Source organism: Pseudovibrio sp. FO-BEG1 (assembly GCF_000236645.1).
Lineage (GTDB): Bacteria > Pseudomonadota > Alphaproteobacteria > Rhizobiales > Stappiaceae > Pseudovibrio.
In genome coordinates this window covers 4,421,655-4,444,973 of record NC_016642.1, presented here as the reverse complement: position 1 = coordinate 4,444,973, position 23,319 = coordinate 4,421,655, and the positions used below count along the sequence as shown (strand labels likewise).

The following is a 23,319-nucleotide window of genomic DNA, read 5'->3' as shown; positions in this document are numbered from 1 at the left end:
TTTTATGTTTAACAATAAGTTAAAATTGTAAATTGCTGAAATAGCTGAATAAATTAAATTTTTTGAATTGGCATGCAAGTTGCAGTGAGTGATCAAAAATCTGCGCAAGTTTGAGCGAATTTGAATTTTAGGTGGGCTCGATGAGTATTTATGGTGCAATCAACTCTGCAACGACTGGTCTGGACGCACAGTCCAAGGCGTTGGAGAATATTTCCGGTAACGTGGCGAACTCCTCGACCACCGGCTACAAACGCCTCGACACAAGCTTCTCTGATCTCGTTGCCAGCACCGGCAGTCGTCAGAGTGAGCAGGTTTCAGGCACAGTGCTTGCGACGTCCCGTGCGACGAACTACTTGTCCGGTGATATCACATCTGCTGATCGTAATACTTATATGGCGATCAATGGTCCTGGATACTTTCTCGTAACAAACCGGGATGGTCTTACTCAGCAAACGCCTGAGAGCTACTACACACGTGCGGGTGATTTTGAGCTGGATACCGAGCGTAATCTAGTCAACTCTGCCGGGTATTTCTTGCAGGGTTACCCAATCAATCCTGCAACAGGCGCTGTTAGCGATCGCCCGGAACCTATTCAGGTTTCCGATGCGCCGATGCCTGCCAAGCCATCAACTCAGATCGACTATCAAGCAAACTTGCCGTCTACGCCTACCACGGACAACTATGACACAACCGACGGTGCGCCAAACTCTCAGTATGTGGATTTGAGTGTATTCTCGACAGAGGATACGCAAGCTACTCCAGTATTGGATGATGGTGGCTCACCAGCAACCATCTTAACTGCAACTAGTTTGCTTCAAGATTCAGATGAGTTTAGTCCAGGCGATACTATAACATTAACTGTTGGTGCGCATTCTGCTGAAACGTTTACTGTTGGTGCTGATACTACAGTTCAAGATTTGCTTGATAAATTGAATAGTATGCACGGAGTGAGCGCTGAAATGCTGTCTACTGGTAAGATTAGTATTTCTTCGCTCGAAGATATGACATTTACAGGCGGCGCAACTCCAATCAACGTATCATTGACCGCTCAGCCGATCGCACCAGCCACTTCGGTTGATCGCACAGTTGTAACTGGCGATAAAGCTGATGACTTCATCAAATCATCCATCGCTGGTGGTCAGGAGACTGTTTACGATGAAAACGGTACTCCAGTTAACGTGGAGCTGCGTTGGGCGCTGAACGCTGAGAACAAGTGGTCTCTGTTTTACAACACGAATACCAAAGCAACTGGTGATGAAGTGGCTTGGAAAAAAGTCAGCGACATGACTTTTGATGCTGCAGGCCGTCTGACTTCTCCAGCTTCTGGCCTGGTCGAAATTCCTGATCTTGAAGTAAATGGCGTTGGCATGGGCGACATTACATTCAAGTTTGGCCAAGAAAACCTGACTCAGTACGAAGACACAATTGGCAATGCGACCAGCATCGATTTGTCGCAGGATGGTTTCCCATCCGGTACGTTGCAGGATGTTTCTATCGATGCTGAAGGCAATGTGATTGGTAAGTATTCCAACGATAAATCGCAAAAGCTCTACAAAATTCCTGTAGCGACCTTTGCTGCTGAACAGGAGTTGCAGCGCGTGGATGGTGCGGCTTTCTCTGAAACGTCGACTTCTGGTGAGCCAGACTTCCGTAATGGTGGAACTATTCGAGCGAAGGCGCTTGAAAGTTCGAACGCTGACATTGCGAAAGAGTTCTCAAAGCTGATCATTACTCAGCAGGCGTACTCTGCAAACTCTAAGGTTCTTTCGACTGCAAACCAGATGCTGGATTCGGTCCTTAATATTGTTCGATAGTTTGGTGATGAGGTAGGCAACTGCCTACCTCTCATTGCTTTAAGGAGTTTGGAATATGACACTCGGTGCGGCTCTTAATGCAGCGATGTCGGGTTTGTCGCTCACAAAAGCTCAGCTCGCGGTTACGTCTAAGAACGTCGCGAATGCAAATGTTGAGGGCTACACGCTCAAGACTATTGTTGGTACTGAGGTTCATAACACCTCGACGTCCTCATCGTCTGTGCTGACCAATCAAGTTAAGCGACAAGTCAACACCGAACTTCAATCTGCCTACTGGGAGAGCTTGAGCGATTCAGCTTACTCGACCCAATACAACGAGTATATCAAACAGCTTGATCAGATGTTCGGGAAGGTTGGAGATTCCAACTCTATACCGAGCTTGATGAACAACTTCACAAATGCTCTAACGTCACTAGCAACAGACCCAAGTTCTCAAAGTGCGCAGGAAGTTGCTGTAAATGCTGCGGAAGAGCTTTCTAGGAGTATAAACAGTTCTGCCGAGCAAGTGCAGGAAATGCGTCGTGATACGGATGCTGCAATTGCAGATGATGTTGATCAGGTAAATGCGATCCTCAAAGAAATTGAGAGCCTGGAAGATAGCATTATTGTTGAGCGTTCTGCTGGACGTGAGACAGCTCATTTGCAGGACCAGATGGATCGCCAGCTGGAAGCTCTTACAGAGAAGATGGATGTCGAGATCGATCAGGGTAATGACGGATTGCTCCGCATCTCAACGCAGTCTGGGATTACTCTTTACAACGATCGAGCCTCAGAGCTTCAGTTTACGCCTAAGCCCACTCTTGGGGTTGGTGTTGAAGGAAACCCGATTGAGGTGAAGTCGCGCTCTGGTGCCGTCATGGAGCTCTCCAGCCATGATCTGAAAAGCGGTAGTATGGGTGCCCTTGTTGAGCTGCGGGACAGTACTCTTCCAGAAACGCAAGCCCGGTTGGATGAGCTGGCTAGCCAGATGGCGCTTTCACTGTCTCAACAGACATCTGAAGGTATTGCGGCGGATGACGGTGGTGCACCTCCTGCTGCAACGGGTTTAATTGTTGATACGTCTAATCTCAGTTCTTCTGGCGACACTATTGAGCTTGAGTTCAACGTTAATGGCGAGAGCCGGAAGGTTACGTTTGTAACTGTTACTGATCCGAGTTTGTTGCCACTTTCTCCAGATGTGACGGCTGATTCAAACGACATCGTTCATGGGCTTGTCATTCCTGCGACGTCTGCATCCCTCCAAAGCCAGATATCGAGCGCTCTCGGTGGTGGTTTTGATGTTTCTGTAGATGCGGGTGGGGAGCTGAAGGTTTTGGCTCCAACGAGCCCTGGGACTATTGAAGTTACCGGGCTTACTGCGAAAAATACACGAACGGTTACAGCGGCGGATGGGTCTGAGATTCCTCTTTTTGTAGACTCTAATGATGGTGGTGTTCCATACACTGGAGCCCTTGAAGAGGGTGGGCAGAAGACCGGTTTTGCGCAACGGATTACTGTAAATAAGGCGGTTCTGGATGATCCTGGTCTGTTGGCTGGCGAAACAGACAAGCAAAGCTCTGAGCGCGCAAATCTTCTGAAAGATCGGCTGACTAAGACCGAGTACACGTTTTCTCCAAGCTCAGGGGTTGGTGCGAAAAATGCGCCTTATGTGGGTACGATTTCCGACTTTGGCATTGAAACGGTTGTAAAGCAGAGTCAGATTGCGAGCGCTGCAACTTCAGCTGAAAGCAACTCCAAGGCTGTCACGAGTATTGCCAAAAATGCTTATGAGAACAGCTATAAGGTTGATGTAGATGAAGAGCTGGTTAAGCTGACTGAATTACAGAATGCTTATGCCGCCAATGCGCGTGTTTTGTCAGCCATCGATGAGCTTTACGATACTCTATTCAGTATCAGATAATGTTGTTTTATGAATCGGATATTCAAATGAATACAATTGGTTATTCCAAGTCACATAGTTATATGGTCGATCTCCTAATGCAGCAGAAAACGCAGCTGGAGAATAAGTCCATTCAGCTGAGCTCAGGATTGAAGTCTCAGACTTACGGAGGGATCAGTTCCGATTCCCGTATGGCTTTGGAGTTGCGTCGTGAGATCTCGAATATTGGGATTTACGAGGATTCAAATGCTATTGCGAGTATTCAGCTGGATTTGATGGGCAAATCTCTTGAGCACATGGAGAAGATGCGTGCTGAGAGCGTGAGTGCTATCGATGAAAACAACTATACGCTGACGACTGAAGGCCAAACCACAAGTCAGCAAGCAACTGAAATCATGCTGCATGAGACGATCTCGCAGCTAAACTCAGAAGTGAATGGTTACTATCTGTTTGGTGGTAAGGATGCAACTGAGCCGCCTGTTGCATCTCTCGACGCAATTATGGACGGGCAAGGTGGCAAGCTTGGCCTCAAAGAGTTGATGAAACGCTATGAAAACGCACATATCGGTGCTTCTGAAAATGGAAGAATTGAGTCTAGCGTAACGAGTCCTGCTGGCGTACCGACACTCACGCTGCAACAAGACAACGTTGAAGGATTTGGTTTTCAGATCAACTCCGTCACTGCATCCTCCGCTGATGTAACTACCGCTGTCGTGCCAGAAGATGTTTCTGATCCACTCAACCTTCAGGGTAAGCAAGGGACGTTTGCTTTTAATGATACGCCTGTGGTTGGTGATACGATTGAAGTTGAGCTTGAACTTCCTGATGGCAGCACATCAGTGGTCAAACTCACTGCCACGGATGATCCGGATGCAGGCGAGGGGACTTTTCTGATCGGTACAGGTGCCAATCCCACTCTTGAAAGTGCTCAAAATGCCCAAGCTGCTTTTGATAAAGCTATTAGCGGTATAGCTAAAACGGAACTTCGAGCGGTTGCTGATGTTCAGGCTGGTGAAGAGTTTTTTGGTAACCACGGACGTCCTGATCCAACTCCAAAAGTGCCAAAAGCAGATGGCTCTGGTTATGAGACTGGAACGGATCTTCTGGTGGATTGGTACACTGGCACCGAGAATGATGATGATCCGCGTGCTGATAAGGTCGTTCAGATTGATGACAATGTGCGGGTTGAATACGGTGCTCGTGCAAATGAGAAAGCATTTTCCGAACAGCTGCAGAACTTAGCTGTGTTTGTAGCTGCGGACTTTACTGCTGAGACGCCTGATGATGAGGCGAGTGAAGCAGAGGCGAAGGCATATTACGCCGTTTTAGCGAAGAAGAGCGATGATGCACTCTCTGTTGCCGGAGATCGTAACTCGGGGCTTCAGAGTGTCGCCTCTGAGATGTCTGTTGTTAATACAACGGTAGTCCGTACAGTAGAACGCCAGAAACAAGAATTGTTGACCTACCAGAATACGCTGACGGGTCTAGAGAATGTCGATAAGACTGAAGTTGGTACGGAAATAGCCGTCTTGAGCACTGATTTGGAAGCCTCCTATCAGGCTACTTCGATGTTGTTAAACCTCAGCATAACAAACTTTCTAAGATAAATTAAAGCCTCCCAGAGAGGAGGCTTTAATTTATATGTTTGCCTTTTGCCCTCTCAATCCCGAGGCCAATGACTTGTTGATGTTGATCATCGTTTCAAGTGCTTCGGGCTCTGCACCTGCCATCATCTCTAAGGTCCTGTTAAACATGAACAGAGCCAAATTGGCGATGTTGTTTTGGAGTTCTAATGGTAGTTCGCTGTAATCTGCTGTCGCTTCTGTTACAAAGATTGTCCAGAGTGTACGATTGAAGATGAGTGCATCATTGCGTTCTTCCCGCGAAATGGTACCCCACTCGCGCTGCAACACAGATAAACGCGCCGCGGCTTTCATCAGAGCTTCAGCTTCCAGAGCTCTCGGATCTGCTGAGGCCGAGGTGTTCGCGGACTGCTGATATGCCTGAGTTGCTTGTTGATACATGACTTATCAAAGTCCTTTCATATTCAATCAGTTTCTTCGCGAGCTTTAAAGCGCGATAGAGCTCTTCTTGCAATATTGCTGTGCCGATATCACTGATAAGGTCGCGTGTGCTTGGTGCGGCCTGCAAGATCTTTCCAATAACTTCGAAGTACTCTTTCTGAGTAACCGTTATGTCTTGCTTCAAATACATAACTTGGACTGCAAGGTAGACCTGTTGTGCCATCGTGCTGGCGTCTTCAGGTAGCAGAATATCTTTCTCGCGGAGGATCGGTGCATCACCTTGTATGAAAAAGCGTGCACGCTGCTTGTCGTTGGTGATAAGTGTTTCACCAACAATCAGTTTTTCTCCGGGTTTCAGTTCTACCTTTAGTGCCATGCAGCCTCCTTCAAACCACTCTTAACTATGATGGCAACCAAAAGGTTAATCTAGTTAATTCTTACGAGTTATTCAGCGATTTATTTCGAATTTTGATCAAGTTTAGAGCGTTTCTGAATTGAATTTCCTGAACCGGACTTGATGCATGACAGATTGAGCTGTTTGCGAGGTTTATCAAAGTACTGAACCAAGAAATATGCACAGACAATATTGGCGCGATGCTTCAAATAGCCTTTGAGTTATCTCGCTGAATTAATTGAGTAAAATTTTCATTTTTAAGATGTGTGCTATGATCACCACTACAATCCCTGATTTATTAAGCGCTTGTTAACACGTTCCCCCTTTACTCGCAGGACGGGTAATTGTACCCAATTAAAACTCAGTAATTATTTGCTGCGTTTGTGACCCAGGAAGGGTCATTCATTATCCTAGAAGGGAAATATAAAATGGCTGATATTACACTCACCTCTGCGGTGCGCACTAACCTGAACACCCTGCAGAGCACAGCTAATCTCATCTCTCAGACACAAGAGCGCCTTTCCACTGGTAAGAAAGTTAATTCCGCTCTTGATAATCCTAACTCATTCTTTACTGCGTCGTCTTTGAATTCACGCGCGTCTGATTTAGGTAATCTGCAAGACGATATTGGGCAGTCCGTTTCTACTCTGGAAGCTGCTGATAAAGGCATTGAGGCAATCGATAAGCTTCTTGATGCTGCGAAAGGTAAGGCCAATCAGGCACTTCAGTCTGAAGATGCAGAAACTCGTGCGAAGTACGCTTCTGAGTTCAACGAGTTGCGCACTCAAATTGAAGATATCGCTAAAGATTCGGGCTATAAAGGCAAGAACCTTCTTGGTGGTGAAGGTAACGATTTGCTGGTGAAGTTCAATGAAGATGGTTCATCTAATTTGAACATCGGTGCTGTCGATTACACGGATCTTGATTCTGAAGATGCCGCATTCCAGCTTGGCAAAATTGGCGAGACTGTTGCTGAGCAAGATGCGGTCGACAATAAAGCCTCCTTTGATCTGGGTTTTGTTGCAGATGTTGATTCTACAAAAATTGTCTCTTTGGGTGGTTTGGCAGCAGGTGATACTACAGCCAAAGCATTCCACGATTTAACGGACTTTGCTAACGGTGACACCATCCAACTCGTAAAAGCAGATGGGTCTACTGAAGATTTCGATATTGATTCTACTACGAAATCTCTTGATGACTTTGAAACATTCCTCCAAACTGAAGTCGGTGCTTCTGCAAGCGTTGAGGTTACTGGTGATGGTAATCTGAAAATTTCAGGTCTGACTGAAGATGTCTCGTTCAACTTTACCAGTGGCGGTAGTACTTCCGGTGCCGGCATTAATGGTCTTGAAGTGAAGAAGAGCCTTGTTGGCGAAACTAAACTTTCTGATCTTGCGGCGTTTTCAGTTGGCGATCAGATTACATATAAGTTTGGCGACGGCCCTGCATCCAGCTTGACGATAAGTGCAACTACGGATGTTGATGATCTTGTTTCAGCTATTGCAGGTGTCGATAGTGACGTAACTGCAAGCATCGTTGACGGCAAGCTAGAGATCGATAACGCAAGTATTGATAATCAGCTGACTTCTGAGATTGATGAGGGTAAAGAGCTCTCTTTCACCTTCACAGGTAATGGTACAGGCGCTGAGTTTGCAGATGATAGTAAGAACACCATCGGTGCAGATTTGGGAACTATTGCTGGTCAGGGTTGGGGTTCTGATGAGCTGATCGAAGAATCTCTCGATCAAGTTCGTCAGGCGCAGCTTGATCTTCGTTCTCAGGCTTCTACTTTCGGTACGAACCTGTCAATCGTAACCAACCGTCAAAACTTCACCGCTGATCTGATCAATACTCTTGAGGTTGGTGCTGGCAAGCTGACACTGGCAGATACAAACCTTGAAGGTGCAAACCTGGCAGCTCTGAACACTCAGAACCAGATTGCAACTTCTACTCTGTCTCTGGCAACTCAGGCTAACCAGTCTGTACTGCAGCTTATCCGATAAGCTTTGTTTCAGATTTAGAATTTGGAGAACGCGCTCATTTTGGGCGCGTTTTTCTTTTGCGTTGGTGTATGCGTTGTTTTGCGTTTTTATGGCGGGTGGGCCGTTTTTATGTTGTGTCATCGCGCACAAAAAAAGAGCCGTGCAGCGGGGGCGGCAGGGCTCTTAGATTAAGTCATTTTGAGGCGTAGAACGCGTCCGGTTTAAGCGGCGTGCTCTTGCTGTGCAGTTGCTTGCTTCGCTTCGTAGACTGTTGGCTCGATAGCTTTTGCTTCACCACCCAGATTACGCTTTTCCTGTGCTTGTAACACTTCGTCCAAGAAGGCCTGAATGCGGCGAGCTGTTTTAGAAGGAAGTTCGTAAATCACTTCGCCTTCTGGCTGCTGTGTCATCGCATATATCAGCTCTTCGGATTCCTCATCGTAATTGTACCCGCGTTCGACGCGGCTCTCTTCACCCTTTGGCTTGCTCGGGATGATGCCCAGGCGGGAGTCTGAGAGGTAAGACTTCTCGGAGGCGGTTGAGTTTTCGGAGGATTCTGAGGATGCGGTGACGGCCTGAGCGCCGGCGAGCTCAGTTTTGACCTGTTCGGTATCCGACTTCACAGGTGCAGCCTGTGTTGTTAGTGCTTGATGTAAGAGTGTTGGTCTTTGTGCGACTATTTCCATAATGTCCCCCACGTTTTCATTCACGGACAACTTTATGGGGAATGTTCTTAAATAAGATTAATCTTAACACTCGAAATTTACTAAATATTTAGAGAAATAGTACTGAAAACCGCCAAATACTCTTATTTTTCAGGGAGCGTTTGAGCGGTCTTCAGGGTATTTCGTTAATATGCACGCTTAATATGGCGTGGATCAAAGGGTTTGGTTAACGGCTATGCCCTGGGCGGATCTTTGCGGTGCGCTCATCATGCCGTTGGCACCGTAACCTCTTGTTTTCATTTGTGATCCAACAGCCTTGGCAACGGTTTCTATGACGTTATCAGTGACCGAGCGTGCCGTTGAGACAACTTGCAGGTTGGTTTGCAGAATTGGTCTCAGATTGCCGTGGCGCTCGCGCATACGTTGAATGGATTGTGGGGCGAGATTGCCCAGAGCAATTGCATTGGCGCTGGCGACGCGGATGCCGGAGAGATAAGACTCGATTGCAGCATGCTTCTTGGGGGCAACTGTTGGAAGCTCTGAAATCTGGCCGTCTCGCAGCAGTTCTGTTTCTGCTTCGATGATGGTGACCAGATTGTCCATCGCGGTTTCAAAGTTTTCGCAGAAGACCTCAGCCTGCAGCCGGGTTTGGATCGGTTCTTCTTCAAACGATACTGTACTCTGAACAGTTTCAGCCTCGTAGTGATTGGTCATACTGCGGTCTCTTGAAGTTGTAGTAATTGCGAATGAACTGAAGCTGCAATACCAATGCCGCCAGATTGAGACATTGTGTTGGCGTACTCATTGATCAGCATGGATTTCCACGCATCTGAGCCTTCTTCGGTGCCGAATGTTCCGCCTTCATCAAGGCCGGTGAACATGTTCTGCAGCATCTCATTGAGGAACACAGACTCAAATTCCTTGGCTTTTTCCCAAAGCGGGTCTTTGCCTACAGGTGCGGTACCATTTGCTTTGGCGCTGTTGATCAGCTCAGCAGAGCTTGCCAGAGCAGGTGAGGGGAGTTGCGCTTGTTGCAGCATTAGAGAACCTCAATTTCTGCCTGGAGGGCGCCAGCGGCTTTGATAGCCTGTAGGATGGAGATCAAATCTCTTGGGCCAATGCCCAGAGCGTTCAGGCCATCTACGAGCTGTTGAAGTGTGATTGTTTCATTGACCAGTGCGAGCTGGCGGTTGTCTTCTGTCACCTGAACGTCTGAGCGCGGTACAGCTGCTGTGTCACCTTGAGCGAATGGCAGTGGCTGAACGATCTCAGGAGATTCTGCGATTGTTACGGTCAGGTTGCCTTGTGCGACAGCGACAGTTGAGACTTTTACCTGCTGTCCCATGACGATGATGCCGGAGCTTTCGTCGATGACGATCTTCGCTGGGAGGTCCGGCTCAACGATGAGCTGTTCAATGTCGGTGATGAGATCAACAATGTTGCCATCGAACTGCTTCGGCAGTGTCAGACGAACCGTTGCCGGGTCCAATGGCTCTGCTGTTGGCAGGCCAATCAGTTCATTGATTGCGATTGCGATGCGGCGGGATGTGGTCAGGTCCGGGTTGCGCAGAGCAAGGCGAATGGAGCTGAGTGAAGAGAGTTTGAATTCAACTTCACGCTCAACAAGTGCGCCGTTTGGAATGCGGCCTGATGTTGGGACGCCGCGCACGACAGAGGCGGCTTCGCCCTGTGCTGCAAAGCCAGCAATCGCCAGCGGGCCCTGTGCGATGGCGTAGGCTTCACCGTCTGCGCCCATCAGAGGGGTTACCAGCAGTGTGCCGCCCTGCAGGTTCTTAGCATCACCCAATGCGCTTACGGTGACATCAATGCGGGTACCTTGTGTCGAGAACGCAGGAAGGTTGGCTGTTACCATAACGGCGGCGGTGTTTTTGGTGTTCAGGTCAGCTTCGTTGGTGTTGACGCCCAAGCGCTCCAACATGGCCTGCAAAGATTGCCGAGTGAATGGTGAGGCGTTCAACGAGTCACCTGTGCCCTGAAGGCCGACAACGAGGCCGTACCCAATCAGCTGGTTGTCTCGGATGCCTTCAAAATCGGCAATGTCCTTGATCCTGGAGGCGGCGTTTGCCTGTAAGGTCGCGCCAAAAAGGATCAGCAATGCCGTTGCGGCGATTCTACGTAAACTTGCGAAAGAGCGCATTGGTACCCGGCTATACAATTCACACTTGCCGCAATTATGCGAATATTGTGCCAGTTGCCGAGCGTTGTTTGCTAATTTTTAACCTGCTGAATTTACTGGGTATTTTTAGTAGGGGGTGGATAAAAGTTAAAGCACTGCAAATTTTAATGCGGCAATTGTTGCCTGCTTGGTAAAGTTTTTGCGTGATCAGCTCGGCAAATGCGTTCGGGTTTAGCTTGTTGTCCAATAATAAAGCTCTGAGGGTAAGGTTTTGCTTGTACGCAGCACTCCAGTTTCTGGTTTGAACTCCACGAGTAAAGTGGGCACAAAACGTCGTAAGGGTTCTGAAGGCGAGCAGGCGGGCGCGTTTGCTGTCGAAGAAGAAACTACGACTGTCGCGCAGTCTCAGGCTGGTGTCCCAACCCCTTCACTTCAGGGTGTTGATTCCCTTCTCGCGCTTCAGCAGATGGATGTGCAGGTTGATGACAAGCGTCGTGCTGTTCAGCATGGAAACAAGTTGCTTGATCAGTTGGATGCGCTGCGGATTGATTTGCTGCAGGGTAAGGTGCAACCAGAACGTCTGGAACGGCTTGTTGGTAACTTGTCCATGCAGGTGAAGAGCGGCAATCCTGGCCTCGACAAGGTTGTCGAAGATATTGAATTGCGTGCAAGAATCGAGCTCGCAAAGCTTGGTCACTACGTAGAATAGCCTATCTAGTTACGGTAGTTATGAAGGTTTCCAACCGCATAAGTTGCTGAATACACTGAATAATTGTGTTCTTAGACAATTTCATCTTTTTAGTAGATTGTTGTTTCAGGTTCCTCTCGTTATATTCCAGCCGCCAATATAAATAGGCGGAGTTTCAGATGGCAGTTGATGTCGCAATTGATTATCGTCCATCTCCGGATGAACCATTCATGAACGACCAACAGCGCGAGTACTTTCGTAGAAAGCTGCTTGCGTGGAAGGAAGATATTCTGAAAGAGAGCAAGGAGACCCTTGCTGCGCTTCAAGAAGAGAGCACAAATCATCCAGATCTGGCTGACCGTGCTTCTTCTGAAACCGATCGGTCGATTGAGTTACGTGCGCGCGACCGGCAGAGAAAGTTGATTTCCAAAATTGACGCTGCTCTTGCTCGCATCGAAGACGGATCCTACGGCTATTGTGAAGAGACTGGCGAGCCAATCTCTGTACGCCGACTGGATGCGCGACCTATCGCTACGCTCTCTATCGAGGCCCAGGAAGCCCACGAGCGTCGCGAGAAAATCTATCGGGATGACTGATCCTCTGGGAGACAGGATATCGCCTTTCAAGCTGTGGTCCTAATATTGTAGGCACTATTACTTGAAGTATGACTTTACGAGGGAAGCATGGCTCTGCTGTGCTTCCCTTGTTTCGTTTTTGGGGTGGGGCTGGTGCCTTTAAAAGAAAACGAGCCCGGCATGCTGGGGAGCATTTTGCCGAGCTCGCTTTATGTACCGCTCAAGCTGGGGAGCTTATTGAGCGGCGTTGGGTTCTTTGAACTTTAGAATGGAAGAACGATGTCGAGCACCTGGCTGCCATAGCGTGGTTGCTGCGCGACAGAAATCTGTCCGCGGCCACCGTAGCCGATGCGTGCTTCAGCGATCTTTGTGCTCTCAACTGTGTTGTCTGATGCAATGTCTTGTGGGCGGATAACACCTGCTACGATCAACTCGCGTACTTCATGGTTCACACGGACTTCCTGACGGCCTTCGATGACAAGGTTTGAGTTTGGCAGAACCTGTGTCACCACAGCAGCGACTGTTGTCTTCAAGCTCTCCGTGCGGTCGATTGAGCCGCTGCCCTGAAACGTGTCAGAGCTGTTGATGGAGGCGAGGGCATCAGCAGATGCGCTAGCAGGAAGGGCCAGTGTGTTGATCGTTGCGCCCAGTGCGCCGCCTGCACCAGAGTTCTTTGCATCACTGCGGGAGCTTCTGGAGGAGTTCTCGAAAGCTGCTTCGTCAGAGATTGTGACATTGACTGTTACGATGTCGCCAATGCGCTTTGCGCGTTGATCCTGAAAGAAAGCGCGGTTGCCTGTGCGCCAGAGTGAGTTGGCGTTGTAGCGTTCCGTTTCCTTCACTGGCATCGGCATCTGAACAGGGCGGTAGCCCGGCTGGGTGCGTGGATCCTGAATTGCAGTCAATGCAGGTTCCTGACCAACCTTGGAAAGCTTGTCAGCTGTTTCGCAGCCCGCAAGAGCCAGAAGGCCAATCGCAACAGCAGCGTATTGCTTGAGTTTGTGTGCTGAAGAAGTTCTGGACATCAACGGTTCCCCAGTACAGCCGCAACTTGCGTGTTAGAGGTGGTTACGACGGCAATGTTTTTGCCAATCACCTCTGCAAGTATTGTTTTCTTTGAGGTTGGGTTCAGGATCTCGATCAGGTCGTTTTTGCCGCCTTCAGATTTGGCTTTGCCCTGAGTGGAGATGTTCATGCCCGGGATTTTGTAGAGCACAGTCACCTTCGCGCCACGTTTTACCAGAACAGGTGTGCTGACGTCGCGTGGGGTGATTGTAGAGCCGGAGCGCATATTTCGGCGCACTTCCATACCAATGAGATCGGCAGCAGCAAGAAACTCACGTCCTGCATAACGGGAAGCTGGCTTGCGTTCCTGGCGGACATCGTTTGCGGTGATGATAGCGCCGCGATCCAGATTGCGAGCGAGTGTTGTGATGGAGACCATTTGAGAAGCGTTGCCAATGACGGAAATCGGTTTGCTCTGGCCTTCCTGCACGACGTTCAGGATCGCTTTGAAGCGTGCTGTGCGCGGTGTCCAGTTGATGTGGCCGATGGTCAGCGGTGAAATAGCGTTTGCGTCTGCTTGCAGGTTCACCGGAAGTGGTGAGCTGAAGGAGATCTCGATTTCATCCGGCTGCACGCTGGCGCGCTCAGCAAATGCATTGCGCAGAATGTCTGTGATCAGCACTTCATCAACCGGTATGGACAGGCGGTGCACGCTCACGGTGGTGAGGCCGTTGGTGTCTGCCTGAATAAAGCCAGCCGCTTGTGCTTGCTGCGCGATGATCAGCGCCGAAACGTTACCTGTGGTTCCCAGATCTGGGCTGCGGAAGATTGGTGTTTGCGCCAAATCTCCAGCTTCGGTGTAAAAATCACCGATGGTCACGACTGGGCCTGTGACGTTCACTGTTGGGCGCAGGGTTGGAGCGGCGATTGCGCTGCCAGCTGCCAGCGCGATCAGGCCTGCGAAGAATGTGATTGCCAGCTTTCTCATCAGATCAACCCCTTAGCGAAGGTTCGTTGTCGTGGAGTACATCTCATCGGCTGCCTTGATGATCTTGGAGTTCATCTCATAGGCGCGCTGAGCGGAGATCAGGCTGGAAAGCTCGGTCACAGCATCAACATTTGATGATTCCAGGTGACGCTGCAAAATGTTGCCGAAGCCTGCGGTACCTGGGTTGTTGAGCTGTGGCGGGCCGCTTGCTGGTGTTTCGAGAAAGAGGTTGTCGCCGATTGCTTCAAGGCCTGCCTGGTTGGTGAAGCGGGCCGTTTCCAGCTGGCCGAGGTTCAGAACCTGATCATTGTCGTCCATCGCCTGTACGAGGCCCTGAACGTTGATGGTTACATCACGAGCGTTGTCCGGAATGGTGATACCTGGCTGAACAGGGTAGCCGTCTTTTGTCACCAGCTGGCCGGTCTGAGAGCGTGCGAAGGAGCCGTCTCGGGTGTAGCCGATTGTTCCGTCCGGGCGTTGGATCTGGAAGAAGCCTTCACCGCGGATGGTTACATCGTATTCGTTGCCGGTCTGGGTGACGGAGCCCGGTGACATGATGCGGGTTGTTGCAGCGGTGCGTACACCTGAGCCAATCTGCACACCGTTTGGAACGATGGTACCTGCGTCAGATGTTTCGGTGCCCATGCGGCGCTGGTTTTCGTAGAGCAGATCCTGAAAGTCTGCGCGCTGGCGTTTATAGCCAGTGGTGCGCATGTTAGCCACGTTGTTTGAAATGACTTCGACGTTCAGTTCTTGAGCTTTCATGCCGGTTGCGGCGATGTGTAGGGCTTTCATGGTCCTGCTCCTTAAGCTTCAACCGATCCAAGTTCGCGGATGGAGCGCTGACGGAGTTCGTTGCGCTGCGACATCATCTTGGACACGCTTTGATATTGACGGGTGATTTCGATCATGCGGGAGATTTCGCGAACGCCTTCCACGTTGGAGCCTTCAAGGGCTCCCTGAATGACGGTCGGGTTGTTTGCTGGGATCGGGTTCAAGCCGGAAAACAGGTTTACGCCAACGTGCTTGAGCTCTTGGCGGTTGTCGAAGGTGTAAACATCCAGGCGGCCAATTTCACCTTGGCCCGTGGAGATAACGCCTTCTTTGGTGATGGTGATTTCACCATCTTCAGGATTGATTTGGATTGGAGCGCCATCAGCCAGAACTGGCAGGCCGCCGTCAGTCACGAGTGTGCCTTCAGGGTCAATTGCGAGGCTACCGGCGCGTGTATAGAACTGTTCGCCCTCGGCGCCAGTTACAGCAAGATAGCCGTCACCTTCAATTGCAACGTCCAGCGGATTGCCGGTCAGTTGAATTGAGCCCTGAGTCAGAACTGTTGCCGTGCCCACATCCTGCGTAAAGGAAAGAGGGCGGTCCGGGCGCTGAAACTCAGTCGCCTGCGCGGTTGGCATCAGGTACTCCTCAAAGATGAGCCTTTGAGCCTTGTAGCCAGTCGTATTGATGTTAGCCAGATTGTTGGCCACCACATCCAAGTTCCGACGAAGGGCACTTTGACGTGACAAGCCGATCAGCTGTGCGTTTTCCATTTTATGCTCCCCAGCATTGCGACAGGTCTCCCCAGACCCGCAGCGCTAAGGTTCTTGCAGGAGTTGTGCCAGTTTGAGACTTTGGCTGAATTCTGCTGTTTTGATGGAGTGGGAGGCAAAATATCTGTTAAGTATCTGATAAAATATGCCTACTTTAATTTCCTAGTGGGCAAAAATTGCTTAGTAATGACGTATTAACCATTTGGTAATCTTTGTTAACCAATTAGGTTATATTAACAATTGTTAAACCTTTGATTGCGATTCACTGGGACGCAAAAATGGCGGATGCAGAACTGCAAAATACCGAGGATGAGGGTAAATCCGGCAAGCGCAAGATTGTGATCGGTGCGATTGCAGGCGTTTTGCTGTTAACCCTTGGTGTGGGCGGTGCATATGTAATGGACTGGATCAATCTGGGTGACACTGCGACCGTCAAGCGAGCTGATGGTACGGTGGAGCAGATTGAAACCAAGCCTGTCGTTTTCTACGATCTGCCAGAAATGACGGTGAATCTTTCTACCCAAGGCCGTACAACCTATCTGAAAGTCCGCATCGCTCTTGAAGTTGAGAGCGACAGCATGGTTTCTCAGGTGGAGCCGTATCTTCCTCGCATTCTTGATGCTTTCCAGATTTACCTTCGCGAACTGCGTCCTGCTGATCTTGAAGGGTCTGCTGGCCTGTTCCGCTTGAAGGAACAACTTCTGCGCCGCATCAATTCTGCAATCTATCCAGCCAAGGTCGAAGGGGTTCTCTTTAAAGAGATCCTGATCCAGTAGGGGAGCGGCATATGTCAGATACCGATAGCCTCCCTGAAAACGAAAACATGGATGATGCCTGGGACGCAGCCCTTTCTGAAGGTGGCAGCGGCGACAGCGACGAAGATCTTGCTGCTGCCTGGGGTGCTGCACTTCAGGAACAAGGTGTAGAAGGCGGCGAAGAGGCTGCAGCTCAATGGGCTGCAATGATCGACGACAGCGAGCCGGACCTTGAAAGTGCGTCTCGCGGTGCGGACCGTATCCTCAATCAGGAAGAGATCGACAACCTTCTGGGCTTTACGCTGGATGGTTCTCTGACCGGTGACGAAGGCGGTATTCGCGCGCTTATCAACTCGGCGATGGTGTCTTATGAACGCCTGCCGATGCTTGAGATTGTCTTTGACCGTCTTGTGCGTCTGACAACGACTTCTCTGCGCAACTTCACGTCGGATAATGTTGAAGTCTCTTTGGACTCCATGACCAACGTGCGGTTTGGTGATTATCTGAACTCCATTCCACTTCCTGCGATCCTTGGTGTGTTCAAGGCAAAGGAATGGGACGGGTTTGGTCTTGTTACCGTTGAAAGCTCTCTGATTTACTCCATCATTGACGTATTGCTCGGCGGTGGTCGTGGGTCTTCACCAACACGTGTTGAAGGGCGTCCTTACACGACAATTGAGAGCAATCTGGTTCGCCGGATGATCGAGATCATCTTGCTGGATGCTGAGCAGGCTTTTGGGCCGCTCTCACCGGTAAGCTTCCCGCTTGAGCGTCTTGAGACGAACCCACGCTTTGCTGCTATCTCCCGTCCGGCAAACGCTGCTATCATGGTTGAGCTGCGTATCGACATGGAAGATCGTGGCGGCAAGGTTGAGATTGTTCTGCCTTATGCGACCCTTGAGCCAATCCGTGACCTGCTTCTGCAGATGTTCATGGGTGAGAAGTTCGGGCGTGATCCTATTTGGGAAGAGCACCTTGCAACGGAGGTTTACTCCTCTGAAGTGCAGGTTGATGCCGTCCTTTATGAAAATACCATCCCGCTCCAGCGGGTTCTTAATCTGGAAGTCGGTCAGACATTGCTGTTTGATACCGGCCCTCGCGATCCCGTTCAGGTGAAATGCGGTGGGGTACAGTTGACAGAGGGCCTCATGGGCCATGTTGATGACCGAATTTCTATCGAAATTTCAAAGAAGCTGAAGCAGCCGAAAATGACGCTCGCCGCTTTTGAGAAGTCCCTGCAAAGCGAACTGGAGACAAACTAGTCATGTCCCTAGGTCTTATCATTGAATGCATTGTTGCTGTTCTTCTGGTGATCACCATTGGCTACTGCTGGACGCTTAACCGACGTCTCAGCCGCCTGCGGTCTGATGAAGAGTCTCTGCGTGCCACGATTTCTGAGTTGATTACAGCAACGGAAATTGCAGAGCGTGCGATCCTGGGTCTCAAGTCTACTGCCGGCAACGCAGACCGCACTCTTGGCGCGCGTCTTGGTGAGGCAGAGGCTGTTTCTCGTAAGCTGACCGACCAACTGGGTGCTGGTGAGGATGTTCTGGACCGTATCGGCGGTGTTGCAGACCGGGCTCTGGCAGATCGTGATACGCGTGTGGCTGCGCCTGCTGCCCATGCTGCTCCTGCTTCGCGCACATATGAGACCGCAGCTGAGGGACTTGCTGCTGGGATCATTGCGGACCAGGAGTTTGCGCAGCCGGTTGAACCGCGCAGTGCGCCAGCTCCAAAGGCTCCAGCACGCTCTGTCACCCGCGATATTCGTGAGGCTGCAAACGAATCTGCTGCGCGTCTTGAGCGCTTTCGCAGGCAAGCGCAGGACCGCGTAGCATGAAACTGAGACTTCTTCCGATCGTTGTTTTTGCTGGTAGCTCTCTTCTTGTTTTGAAGCTGCTTGGGTTCTTTCTCGGTGACACTTATCCGATCGGTGCTGTCCGTGTTGCGGATGCTCAACAGTCCGCACCTGCTGTAACTGAAACGGAAGCAGTGCCAGATCCAAGCGTGCTGCCAAATCCTTCTGGTGCCAGGAAAATTCAGGTTGCTCAGAATGCTGAGGGCGTAAAAAACAGCGGTGTTCCGACGAACTCTGTGTCTGAACTTGCTGTTCTGAATAGTCTTGGTAATCGCCGTGATGCGCTGAATCAGCGTGAGAAAGATCTGGAGTTGCGTGCGCAGGTTCTTGCCGCGGCTGAAGCGCGCTTGAACAAGCGTTTTCAGGAGCTGAAAGCGCTGGAAGCGAAGATCGATTCTGAAGTTGAGCGCAAAGAAAAGCAGGCTGCGGAAGAGATCATGGATCTGGTGAAGATCTATGAGAGCATGAAGGCCAAAAATGCTGCGCGTATCTTCAACCGTCTGGATCTGGACATCATGCTGAAAGTGGTGAAGCAGATGCAGCCGCGGAAAATGGCGGATGTGCTTTCTGAGATGGATCCGGAGATGGCTGAGCAGCTCACCATTGCTCTGGCGGCTGGTGAAAGCCGCAATGTGAAGACCACTTCCACAATTCTCCCGAAGATTCAGGGGAATTAACGGAACCAATTGGCGGTTTTTCGCTCCTGATGCTGGAGTCTGTAAGCTTGCGTTAATAGCCAATTGTTACAGATACCTAATTAATTTTAGGGAGTAAGAATCGGGCATGCGCGACTTTGGGGGCGACAATGGGGATAGGCAGAAGCGTTCCTTTCTGCGCGCCACTTTACCATATCTGCCGCGTCGTGCCTTGCATGGAGCACGCATTGTGAAGGTCAAAGGCAAAGCTTGGCTTGTCTCCCTGATGCTTGCCACCACCGCGCTGGGAAGCAGCGTTTTGAGTGCGTGGGCCGAGCCTGCTCCGGCTGTGGTTGAGGTTGAAGACACCGGCACCTTTGCGCGGATGGTGATTACATTCCCGGACCGCTCGCTCTTGCCTCCCTATGAAGCTTCCATTTCCACCAGTGTTTTGCGCATCTCTTTCCCTGAAGGTATTGAGGCGGATGTAGATGATGTGCCGGAAGCGCTGATGGATTACATCTCCATTGCCCGTACCGATCCTGATGGTGCTGCGCTGCGTTTTGCTTTGCGCCAGCCGCTGAACATCAACAGCATGGAAGCGGGTGAGAAGCTGTTTATTGATCTTCTGCCTTCCAGCTATGAAGGGCGTCCGCCTTCGTTGCCACAGGATGTGGTGGATGAGCTGGCGCGTCGGGCTGCAGAAGCGCTTGAGCGTGTTCGGGTGCTAGAAGAAGCGAACGCGCTTGAAGATCAGGAAATCAAGGTCAAGCTGCGGATCGGCGAGCATCCGACGTTTACGCGTTTGATCTTTGATTGGAACGTGAGCGTTGGCAGCTCGTTTGAGCGCAATGGAAATAACATTCGCGTCAAGTTTGATCAGGCCGCTGATCTGGACCTCTCGCAGTTCAAGGCCAGTTTGCCGCGAACGGTTCTGGATGTGGCTTCCAAGACCCGTGACAATGATCTCATCTTCAACATGATTGTTGATCCGCGTGTGGATGTGCGCTCGTTTCAAGAAGGTAAGCAGCTGATTGTGGATGTGACGCCTGAAGATATCGGGCAGTTGGATCCGCGTGTTGCTGAAGTTCGTGACGAGTTGTTTGGCAATGGTGATGTTCCTCAGGGAGCAGCCAATGTGATCAACACGTTGGGCGATAAGAATGCGCCCGCTCCAGCGCCAGTGGCTGCTCAACAGCCTGCTAATGCGCCTGGAAGTTTGATGCCTGCACCGCAGCAGGTGCAACAGCCTCAGCCTCGTGAAGAGGCAGAGGGGCTTGAGTTTGCGCAGATGCCATTGCCTGTCGCCAAGCCTGAGCTTGAGCGGATTGGAGAGCCTGTCGACCGACTGACTCCTGCGGATATTCCGCAGTCGAAGCCATCGGAAGAAGACCTTCGTGCTGCTGCTGAGAACGCACCAGAGACTGCTGAGCCAGAAGTTGTGGCTGAAGCGCCTGTGCCGGAAGCTGCCCCAGCACCTGCTATACAGGAAACTGCTGAGGCTCCTGCTGCTGAGGTTATTCCGGAAACGGACCTGATTGCTGAAGTTGTCAATGCTGGTGGGCAGACGTCTATTCCACTGTCACTTGATGATGAAGTTGCAAAGCAGAGTGAACCTGTGATTGCGACGGCGCCTGTGGTGACAGATGTCGCCGAGGACTTGCCGATTGCACGCCGGGCTTCTGCGGAGAGCATCGTTCAGGAAGAGAATGATGCTGCTGGTCAGGTTGTTGGTGTTGAAACATATCGCATCGGGGATACTGTGCGTCTCGTCTTCCCATTTGAAGGGGAAGTAGGGGCTGCTGTTTTCCGCCGGAATGACAAGGTCTGGGCTGTTTTTGATAGCACTGAGCATCTTGATGGGCGCGGTATTCCTGCTGTTTTGAGTGATCTGGCTCGTAACGTTGAGCTTGAAGAAGTTGATGCGGCACAGGTGTTGCGGTTTGATCTGAAGCGGACCACGCTGATTTCCATCGAGTATCAGGACGAAGCCTGGGCGATTACTCTGGGGCCTTCCATCTCGACAAAGACTGAACCGGTTGATGTGGAGCGGAACGTACAGGGGGATGGCTCCAATGTTCTGCGTTTGCCATTTGGTGAGAGTGGTCGTCTTCATGTGTTGACGGACAAGAGCGTTGGTGATCGCATTTATGTGGTCAGTGGGGCTGCGCCTGTTCGCGGTATTTTGAAATCGCATCGGTTCCCTCAGGTTCAGATCCTGCGGAGCTCACAGGGGCTTGCTGTTGTCCCGAGTGCGGATGGCATTGATGTTGAGCTTTCCGGTGAGGATCTGGTGATCTCCCGGCCAGATGGGTTGAAGATCTCGAACCGTGGTCTTTCCAAAGGGACGACCATTGGCGCTCATGTGAAGGATCCGACACAGCCGGGGCTGATTGAGTTTTCTCAGCTGCACCAGCAGAAGCCAGAGGATTACATGCGCAACCTTCGTGCTCACGAAGAAGCAATTGCGCGGGCTGATCCTGAAGAGCTGAGCGGCCCGCGGCTGGATATGGCGCGTTTTTTTCTCTCCAGCGGGTTTGCTCAGGAAGCCATCGGCACTTTGCGGATCATGGAAGAAGACGATCCGCTTATCGAAAAAGATGCCACGTTTAACGTGATGATGGGTGCCGCGCAGATGTTGGCAGCGCGCCCGGGAACAGCGCTGGAGTATCTGGCCGCACCGGAGTTGGCGAGCAGTCCTGATGCTGCGGTCTGGCGAACCTTTGCGCATTCTTCGCTGGGGGACTGGCAGGGGGCGCATGCCAATCTGGGGCGTGGGCTTGCTGTTATGGCGAACTACCCGGTGATGCTGCAGGTGTACTTCAACCTTGCTGCTGCGAAGACGCATCTGGCGCTTGGCAACTATGGCAAGGCGCTTGGGGCACTTTCTCAGATTGAGCCATCTGATGTGAACGAAGAGCAAGCGATCCAGTATGACTTGCTGCGTGGCCGGATTGCGGATGCTTCTGGTCGTTCTCAGGAAGCGCTGGACGTATATGATCTGGTGGTGCGCTCCAGTGACGGGCCTGAGGCGGCTGAAGCGAAGTTTCTGAGTGTGAAGCTGCGCTATCGTGATGGTCTGATGGATGCCGATGAGGCGCTCTCCGAACTGGAAGGTCTGGCCGCTTCCTGGCGTGGTGATGAGACTGAGCTGAAGACCTTGCGGTTGATGGCGCAGCTGCATGCGCAGGAAGGCAATTATCGCCGGGCGTTTGAGGCGATGTCTCAGGCGGTGCAGTCGGATGCGGGGGCTGAGATCACCTCCAATATTCAGCAGGAAATGGGTTCTGTTTTCGCGACGCTGTTCCTTGAAGGCAAGGCGCAGGCTTTGGAGCCTGTGAAAGCGCTCGCGTTGTTCTATGACTTCCGTGAGCTGGTGCCTGCTGGTCGTCAGGGTGACGAAATGGCTCGGATGCTGGCCAGCCGGTTGATCGACATGGATCTGCTGGATCAGGCGGCCTCCGTGTTGCGGCATCAGATCGATAAGCGCCTGAAGGGGGCTGCGCGTGCGCAGATCGCGGCTGATCTTGCTGTTGTTTATTTGCTCAATCGGAAGCCGGAGGAAGCGCTTCGTGTGCTTTCCCAGACCCGTCAGGGGCAGTTGCCAGCCGCGTTGCAGCGTCAACGGAACATTGTTGAGGCGCGTGCTCTGAGTGAGAGTGGCCGACCTGACCTTGCGCTGGAACTGGTCCGCAATATGTCTGGATCTGACGTAGATCGTTTGCGGGCTGACACGTTGTGGTCTGCACGGTCCTGGCAGAAGGCGGGCGAGCAGCTGGAGCAGATGAATGGCAGCCGCTGGTCTGATGAAGTGCCGCTGGCCGATCATGAGCGTGTTGATGTGATCCGCGCGGCGATTGCCTACACACTGGCTGAGGACAGTCTGGGTCTTGAGCGTTTGCGCCAGAAGTACTCTCAGAAGATGAGCCAGTCTCCTCAGGCTGAGACGTTTGAGGTTGTGACGCGGCCGATTGAAGATCGCGGCGTTGAGTTCCTCAATGTGGCCAAGTCAATCGGGGGCGGGGATAGTCTGGTGTCCTTCCTTGAAGAGTACAGACGACAGTACCTGTCTGCGACGCCAATTGTTCCGACAGAAGAGGCTTGGCTCTATCCCACTGATAAGAGTGAGGGGGCGGCTTAAGCCGATCTTTTCGTGAAACTACTTTAGCACCGCTGGGCTATCCCGGCGGTGTTTGTGTTTGAGGGCCCCGTTTCAACGGGTGGAGCAAGGCGAACAGGCTCTGCCTGCGCTACTTGTTAGGTATGTTTCTTCGGCATTGGCTGTTCGCCTCGCCCGGGCCTTTTCTCATGAACACGCGGGCTCCCTCTCGGACAGACGCGACTGGCACATCTGCGCATCACAGATGCACTTC

21 protein-coding genes are annotated in these 23,319 nt (G+C 51.2%); 11 read left to right on the top strand and 10 right to left on the bottom strand.

Annotated features, from left to right (window positions below; translation table 11 throughout):
• Positions 1–140: 140 nt before the first annotated feature.
• Genes PSE_RS20030 through PSE_RS20020 form a run of 3 tightly spaced genes read left to right on the top strand, consistent with a single transcriptional unit; the run spans position 141 to position 5,300 of the window.
• Positions 141–1,814, top strand: a complete 1,674-nt coding sequence (locus PSE_RS20030; RefSeq protein ID WP_014286473.1) for a flagellar hook-basal body complex protein — start codon at positions 141–143, stop codon at positions 1,812–1,814.
• A 55-nt stretch (positions 1,815–1,869) separates the two neighbouring features.
• Positions 1,870–3,714, top strand: a complete 1,845-nt coding sequence (flgK, locus tag PSE_RS20025; protein WP_014286472.1) for a flagellar hook-associated protein FlgK — start codon at positions 1,870–1,872, stop codon at positions 3,712–3,714.
• Positions 3,714–5,300, top strand: a complete 1,587-nt coding sequence (locus PSE_RS20020) for a hypothetical protein (RefSeq protein WP_208997995.1) — start codon at positions 3,714–3,716, stop codon at positions 5,298–5,300. Before flgK ends, PSE_RS20020 begins: the two co-directional genes overlap by 1 nt.
• A gap of 30 nt (positions 5,301–5,330) precedes the next feature.
• Here the strand turns inward: PSE_RS20020 and flaF are convergent, their stop codons facing one another.
• Together flaF and PSE_RS20010 are read right to left on the bottom strand one after the other, a co-directional pair.
• Entirely contained in the window at positions 5,331–5,717 is a 387-nt protein-coding gene (gene flaF, locus PSE_RS20015) for a flagellar biosynthesis regulator FlaF (RefSeq protein ID WP_083841593.1), read from the bottom strand.
• On the bottom strand, positions 5,638–6,093 hold the full coding sequence (locus tag PSE_RS20010; protein ID WP_014286469.1) for a flagellar biosynthesis repressor FlbT: 456 nt from the start codon (positions 6,091–6,093) through the stop codon (positions 5,638–5,640). The genes flaF and PSE_RS20010 overlap by 80 nt, the downstream gene beginning before the upstream one ends.
• Positions 6,094–6,539: 446 nt before the next feature.
• On the opposite strand from PSE_RS20010, the gene PSE_RS20005 reads away from it, so the two are divergent.
• Entirely contained in the window at positions 6,540–8,114 is a 1,575-nt protein-coding gene (locus tag PSE_RS20005; RefSeq protein WP_014286468.1) for a flagellin, read from the top strand.
• Between the two features lie 200 nt (positions 8,115–8,314).
• Here PSE_RS20005 and PSE_RS20000 read toward each other — a convergent pair whose 3' ends face one another.
• The 4 genes from PSE_RS20000 to PSE_RS19985 all read right to left on the bottom strand — a co-directional run bounded on the left by PSE_RS20000 (position 8,315) and on the right by PSE_RS19985 (position 10,916).
• The gene (locus PSE_RS20000) at positions 8,315–8,779 is read right to left on the bottom strand and encodes a hypothetical protein (protein WP_041768703.1); all 465 of its coding nucleotides are present in this window, start codon (positions 8,777–8,779) and stop codon (positions 8,315–8,317) included.
• A gap of 192 nt (positions 8,780–8,971) precedes the next feature.
• Positions 8,972–9,472 (bottom strand): hypothetical protein, encoded by a 501-nt coding sequence (locus PSE_RS19995; RefSeq protein ID WP_014286466.1) that lies wholly within the window; start codon positions 9,470–9,472, stop codon positions 8,972–8,974.
• Positions 9,469–9,798, bottom strand: a complete 330-nt coding sequence (locus tag PSE_RS19990; RefSeq protein WP_014286465.1) for a rod-binding protein — start codon at positions 9,796–9,798, stop codon at positions 9,469–9,471. The genes PSE_RS19995 and PSE_RS19990 overlap by 4 nt, the downstream gene beginning before the upstream one ends.
• Positions 9,798–10,916, bottom strand: coding sequence for a flagellar basal body P-ring protein FlgI (locus tag PSE_RS19985; protein WP_037036187.1), 1,119 nt, complete (start codon positions 10,914–10,916; stop codon positions 9,798–9,800). Before PSE_RS19985 ends, PSE_RS19990 begins: the two co-directional genes overlap by 1 nt.
• Positions 10,917–11,166: 250 nt before the next feature.
• On the opposite strand from PSE_RS19985, the gene PSE_RS19980 reads away from it, so the two are divergent.
• Both PSE_RS19980 and dksA read left to right on the top strand, forming a co-directional pair.
• Entirely contained in the window at positions 11,167–11,604 is a 438-nt protein-coding gene (locus tag PSE_RS19980) for a flagellar assembly protein FliX (RefSeq protein ID WP_051125942.1), read from the top strand.
• Positions 11,605–11,762: 158 nt separating this feature from the next.
• Positions 11,763–12,179 (top strand): RNA polymerase-binding protein DksA, encoded by a 417-nt coding sequence (gene dksA, locus PSE_RS19975; protein ID WP_008548072.1) that lies wholly within the window; start codon positions 11,763–11,765, stop codon positions 12,177–12,179.
• A gap of 242 nt (positions 12,180–12,421) precedes the next feature.
• Here the strand turns inward: dksA and flgH are convergent, their stop codons facing one another.
• From flgH to flgF, 4 genes are read right to left on the bottom strand one after another with little or no spacing between them, the layout of a single operon-like run.
• Positions 12,422–13,183, bottom strand: coding sequence for a flagellar basal body L-ring protein FlgH (flgH, locus tag PSE_RS19970; RefSeq protein WP_014286462.1), 762 nt, complete (start codon positions 13,181–13,183; stop codon positions 12,422–12,424).
• The gene (gene flgA, locus PSE_RS19965) at positions 13,183–14,151 is read right to left on the bottom strand and encodes a flagellar basal body P-ring formation chaperone FlgA (protein ID WP_008547535.1); all 969 of its coding nucleotides are present in this window, start codon (positions 14,149–14,151) and stop codon (positions 13,183–13,185) included. The genes flgH and flgA overlap by 1 nt, the downstream gene beginning before the upstream one ends.
• Positions 14,152–14,163: 12 nt before the next feature.
• Complete coding sequence (gene flgG, locus PSE_RS19960) at positions 14,164–14,946, bottom strand: flagellar basal-body rod protein FlgG (RefSeq protein WP_008547920.1); 783 nt, start codon at positions 14,944–14,946, stop codon at positions 14,164–14,166.
• Between the two features lie 11 nt (positions 14,947–14,957).
• On the bottom strand, positions 14,958–15,698 hold the full coding sequence (gene flgF / locus PSE_RS19955) for a flagellar basal-body rod protein FlgF (protein WP_008547825.1): 741 nt from the start codon (positions 15,696–15,698) through the stop codon (positions 14,958–14,960).
• A 278-nt stretch (positions 15,699–15,976) separates the two neighbouring features.
• Here flgF and PSE_RS19950 point away from each other — a divergent pair, with 278 nt between their 5' ends.
• The 5 genes from PSE_RS19950 to PSE_RS19930 all read left to right on the top strand — a co-directional run bounded on the left by PSE_RS19950 (position 15,977) and on the right by PSE_RS19930 (position 23,087).
• Positions 15,977–16,474 (top strand): flagellar basal body-associated FliL family protein, encoded by a 498-nt coding sequence (locus PSE_RS19950; RefSeq protein WP_008547501.1) that lies wholly within the window; start codon positions 15,977–15,979, stop codon positions 16,472–16,474.
• 11 nt (positions 16,475–16,485) lie between these two features.
• Positions 16,486–17,715, top strand: a complete 1,230-nt coding sequence (fliM, locus tag PSE_RS19945; protein WP_008547509.1) for a flagellar motor switch protein FliM — start codon at positions 16,486–16,488, stop codon at positions 17,713–17,715.
• Positions 17,716–17,717: 2 nt separating this feature from the next.
• Positions 17,718–18,293 (top strand): DUF6468 domain-containing protein, encoded by a 576-nt coding sequence (locus PSE_RS19940; RefSeq protein ID WP_008548127.1) that lies wholly within the window; start codon positions 17,718–17,720, stop codon positions 18,291–18,293.
• On the top strand, positions 18,290–18,988 hold the full coding sequence (locus PSE_RS19935) for a MotE family protein (RefSeq protein WP_014286461.1): 699 nt from the start codon (positions 18,290–18,292) through the stop codon (positions 18,986–18,988). The genes PSE_RS19940 and PSE_RS19935 overlap by 4 nt, the downstream gene beginning before the upstream one ends.
• Before the next feature lie 106 nt (positions 18,989–19,094).
• Positions 19,095–23,087, top strand: a complete 3,993-nt coding sequence (locus PSE_RS19930; protein WP_208997994.1) for a hypothetical protein — start codon at positions 19,095–19,097, stop codon at positions 23,085–23,087.
• Positions 23,088–23,319: the final 232 nt, after the last annotated feature.

Coding starts and splice junctions, on each gene's coding strand:
- PSE_RS20030 (WP_014286473.1), top strand. CDS start 141: ATGAGTATTTATGGTGCAATCAACTCTGCAACGACTGGTCTGGACGCA.
- flgK (WP_014286472.1), top strand. CDS start 1,870: ATGACACTCGGTGCGGCTCTTAATGCAGCGATGTCGGGTTTGTCGCTC.
- PSE_RS20020 (WP_208997995.1), top strand. CDS start 3,714: ATGTTGTTTTATGAATCGGATATTCAAATGAATACAATTGGTTATTCC.
- flaF (WP_083841593.1), bottom strand. CDS start 5,717: ATGTATCAACAAGCAACTCAGGCATATCAGCAGTCCGCGAACACCTCG.
- PSE_RS20010 (WP_014286469.1), bottom strand. CDS start 6,093: ATGGCACTAAAGGTAGAACTGAAACCCGGAGAAAAACTGATTGTTGGT.
- PSE_RS20005 (WP_014286468.1), top strand. CDS start 6,540: ATGGCTGATATTACACTCACCTCTGCGGTGCGCACTAACCTGAACACC.
- PSE_RS20000 (WP_041768703.1), bottom strand. CDS start 8,779: ATGGAAATAGTCGCACAAAGACCAACACTCTTACATCAAGCACTAACA.
- PSE_RS19995 (WP_014286466.1), bottom strand. CDS start 9,472: ATGACCAATCACTACGAGGCTGAAACTGTTCAGAGTACAGTATCGTTT.
- PSE_RS19990 (WP_014286465.1), bottom strand. CDS start 9,798: ATGCTGCAACAAGCGCAACTCCCCTCACCTGCTCTGGCAAGCTCTGCT.
- PSE_RS19985 (WP_037036187.1), bottom strand. CDS start 10,916: ATGCGCTCTTTCGCAAGTTTACGTAGAATCGCCGCAACGGCATTGCTG.
- dksA (WP_008548072.1), top strand. CDS start 11,763: ATGGCAGTTGATGTCGCAATTGATTATCGTCCATCTCCGGATGAACCA.
- flgH (WP_014286462.1), bottom strand. CDS start 13,183: ATGTCCAGAACTTCTTCAGCACACAAACTCAAGCAATACGCTGCTGTT.
- flgA (WP_008547535.1), bottom strand. CDS start 14,151: ATGAGAAAGCTGGCAATCACATTCTTCGCAGGCCTGATCGCGCTGGCA.
- flgG (WP_008547920.1), bottom strand. CDS start 14,946: ATGAAAGCCCTACACATCGCCGCAACCGGCATGAAAGCTCAAGAACTG.
- flgF (WP_008547825.1), bottom strand. CDS start 15,698: ATGGAAAACGCACAGCTGATCGGCTTGTCACGTCAAAGTGCCCTTCGT.
- PSE_RS19950 (WP_008547501.1), top strand. CDS start 15,977: ATGGCGGATGCAGAACTGCAAAATACCGAGGATGAGGGTAAATCCGGC.
- fliM (WP_008547509.1), top strand. CDS start 16,486: ATGTCAGATACCGATAGCCTCCCTGAAAACGAAAACATGGATGATGCC.
- PSE_RS19940 (WP_008548127.1), top strand. CDS start 17,718: ATGTCCCTAGGTCTTATCATTGAATGCATTGTTGCTGTTCTTCTGGTG.
- PSE_RS19935 (WP_014286461.1), top strand. CDS start 18,290: ATGAAACTGAGACTTCTTCCGATCGTTGTTTTTGCTGGTAGCTCTCTT.
- PSE_RS19930 (WP_208997994.1), top strand. CDS start 19,095: ATGCGCGACTTTGGGGGCGACAATGGGGATAGGCAGAAGCGTTCCTTT.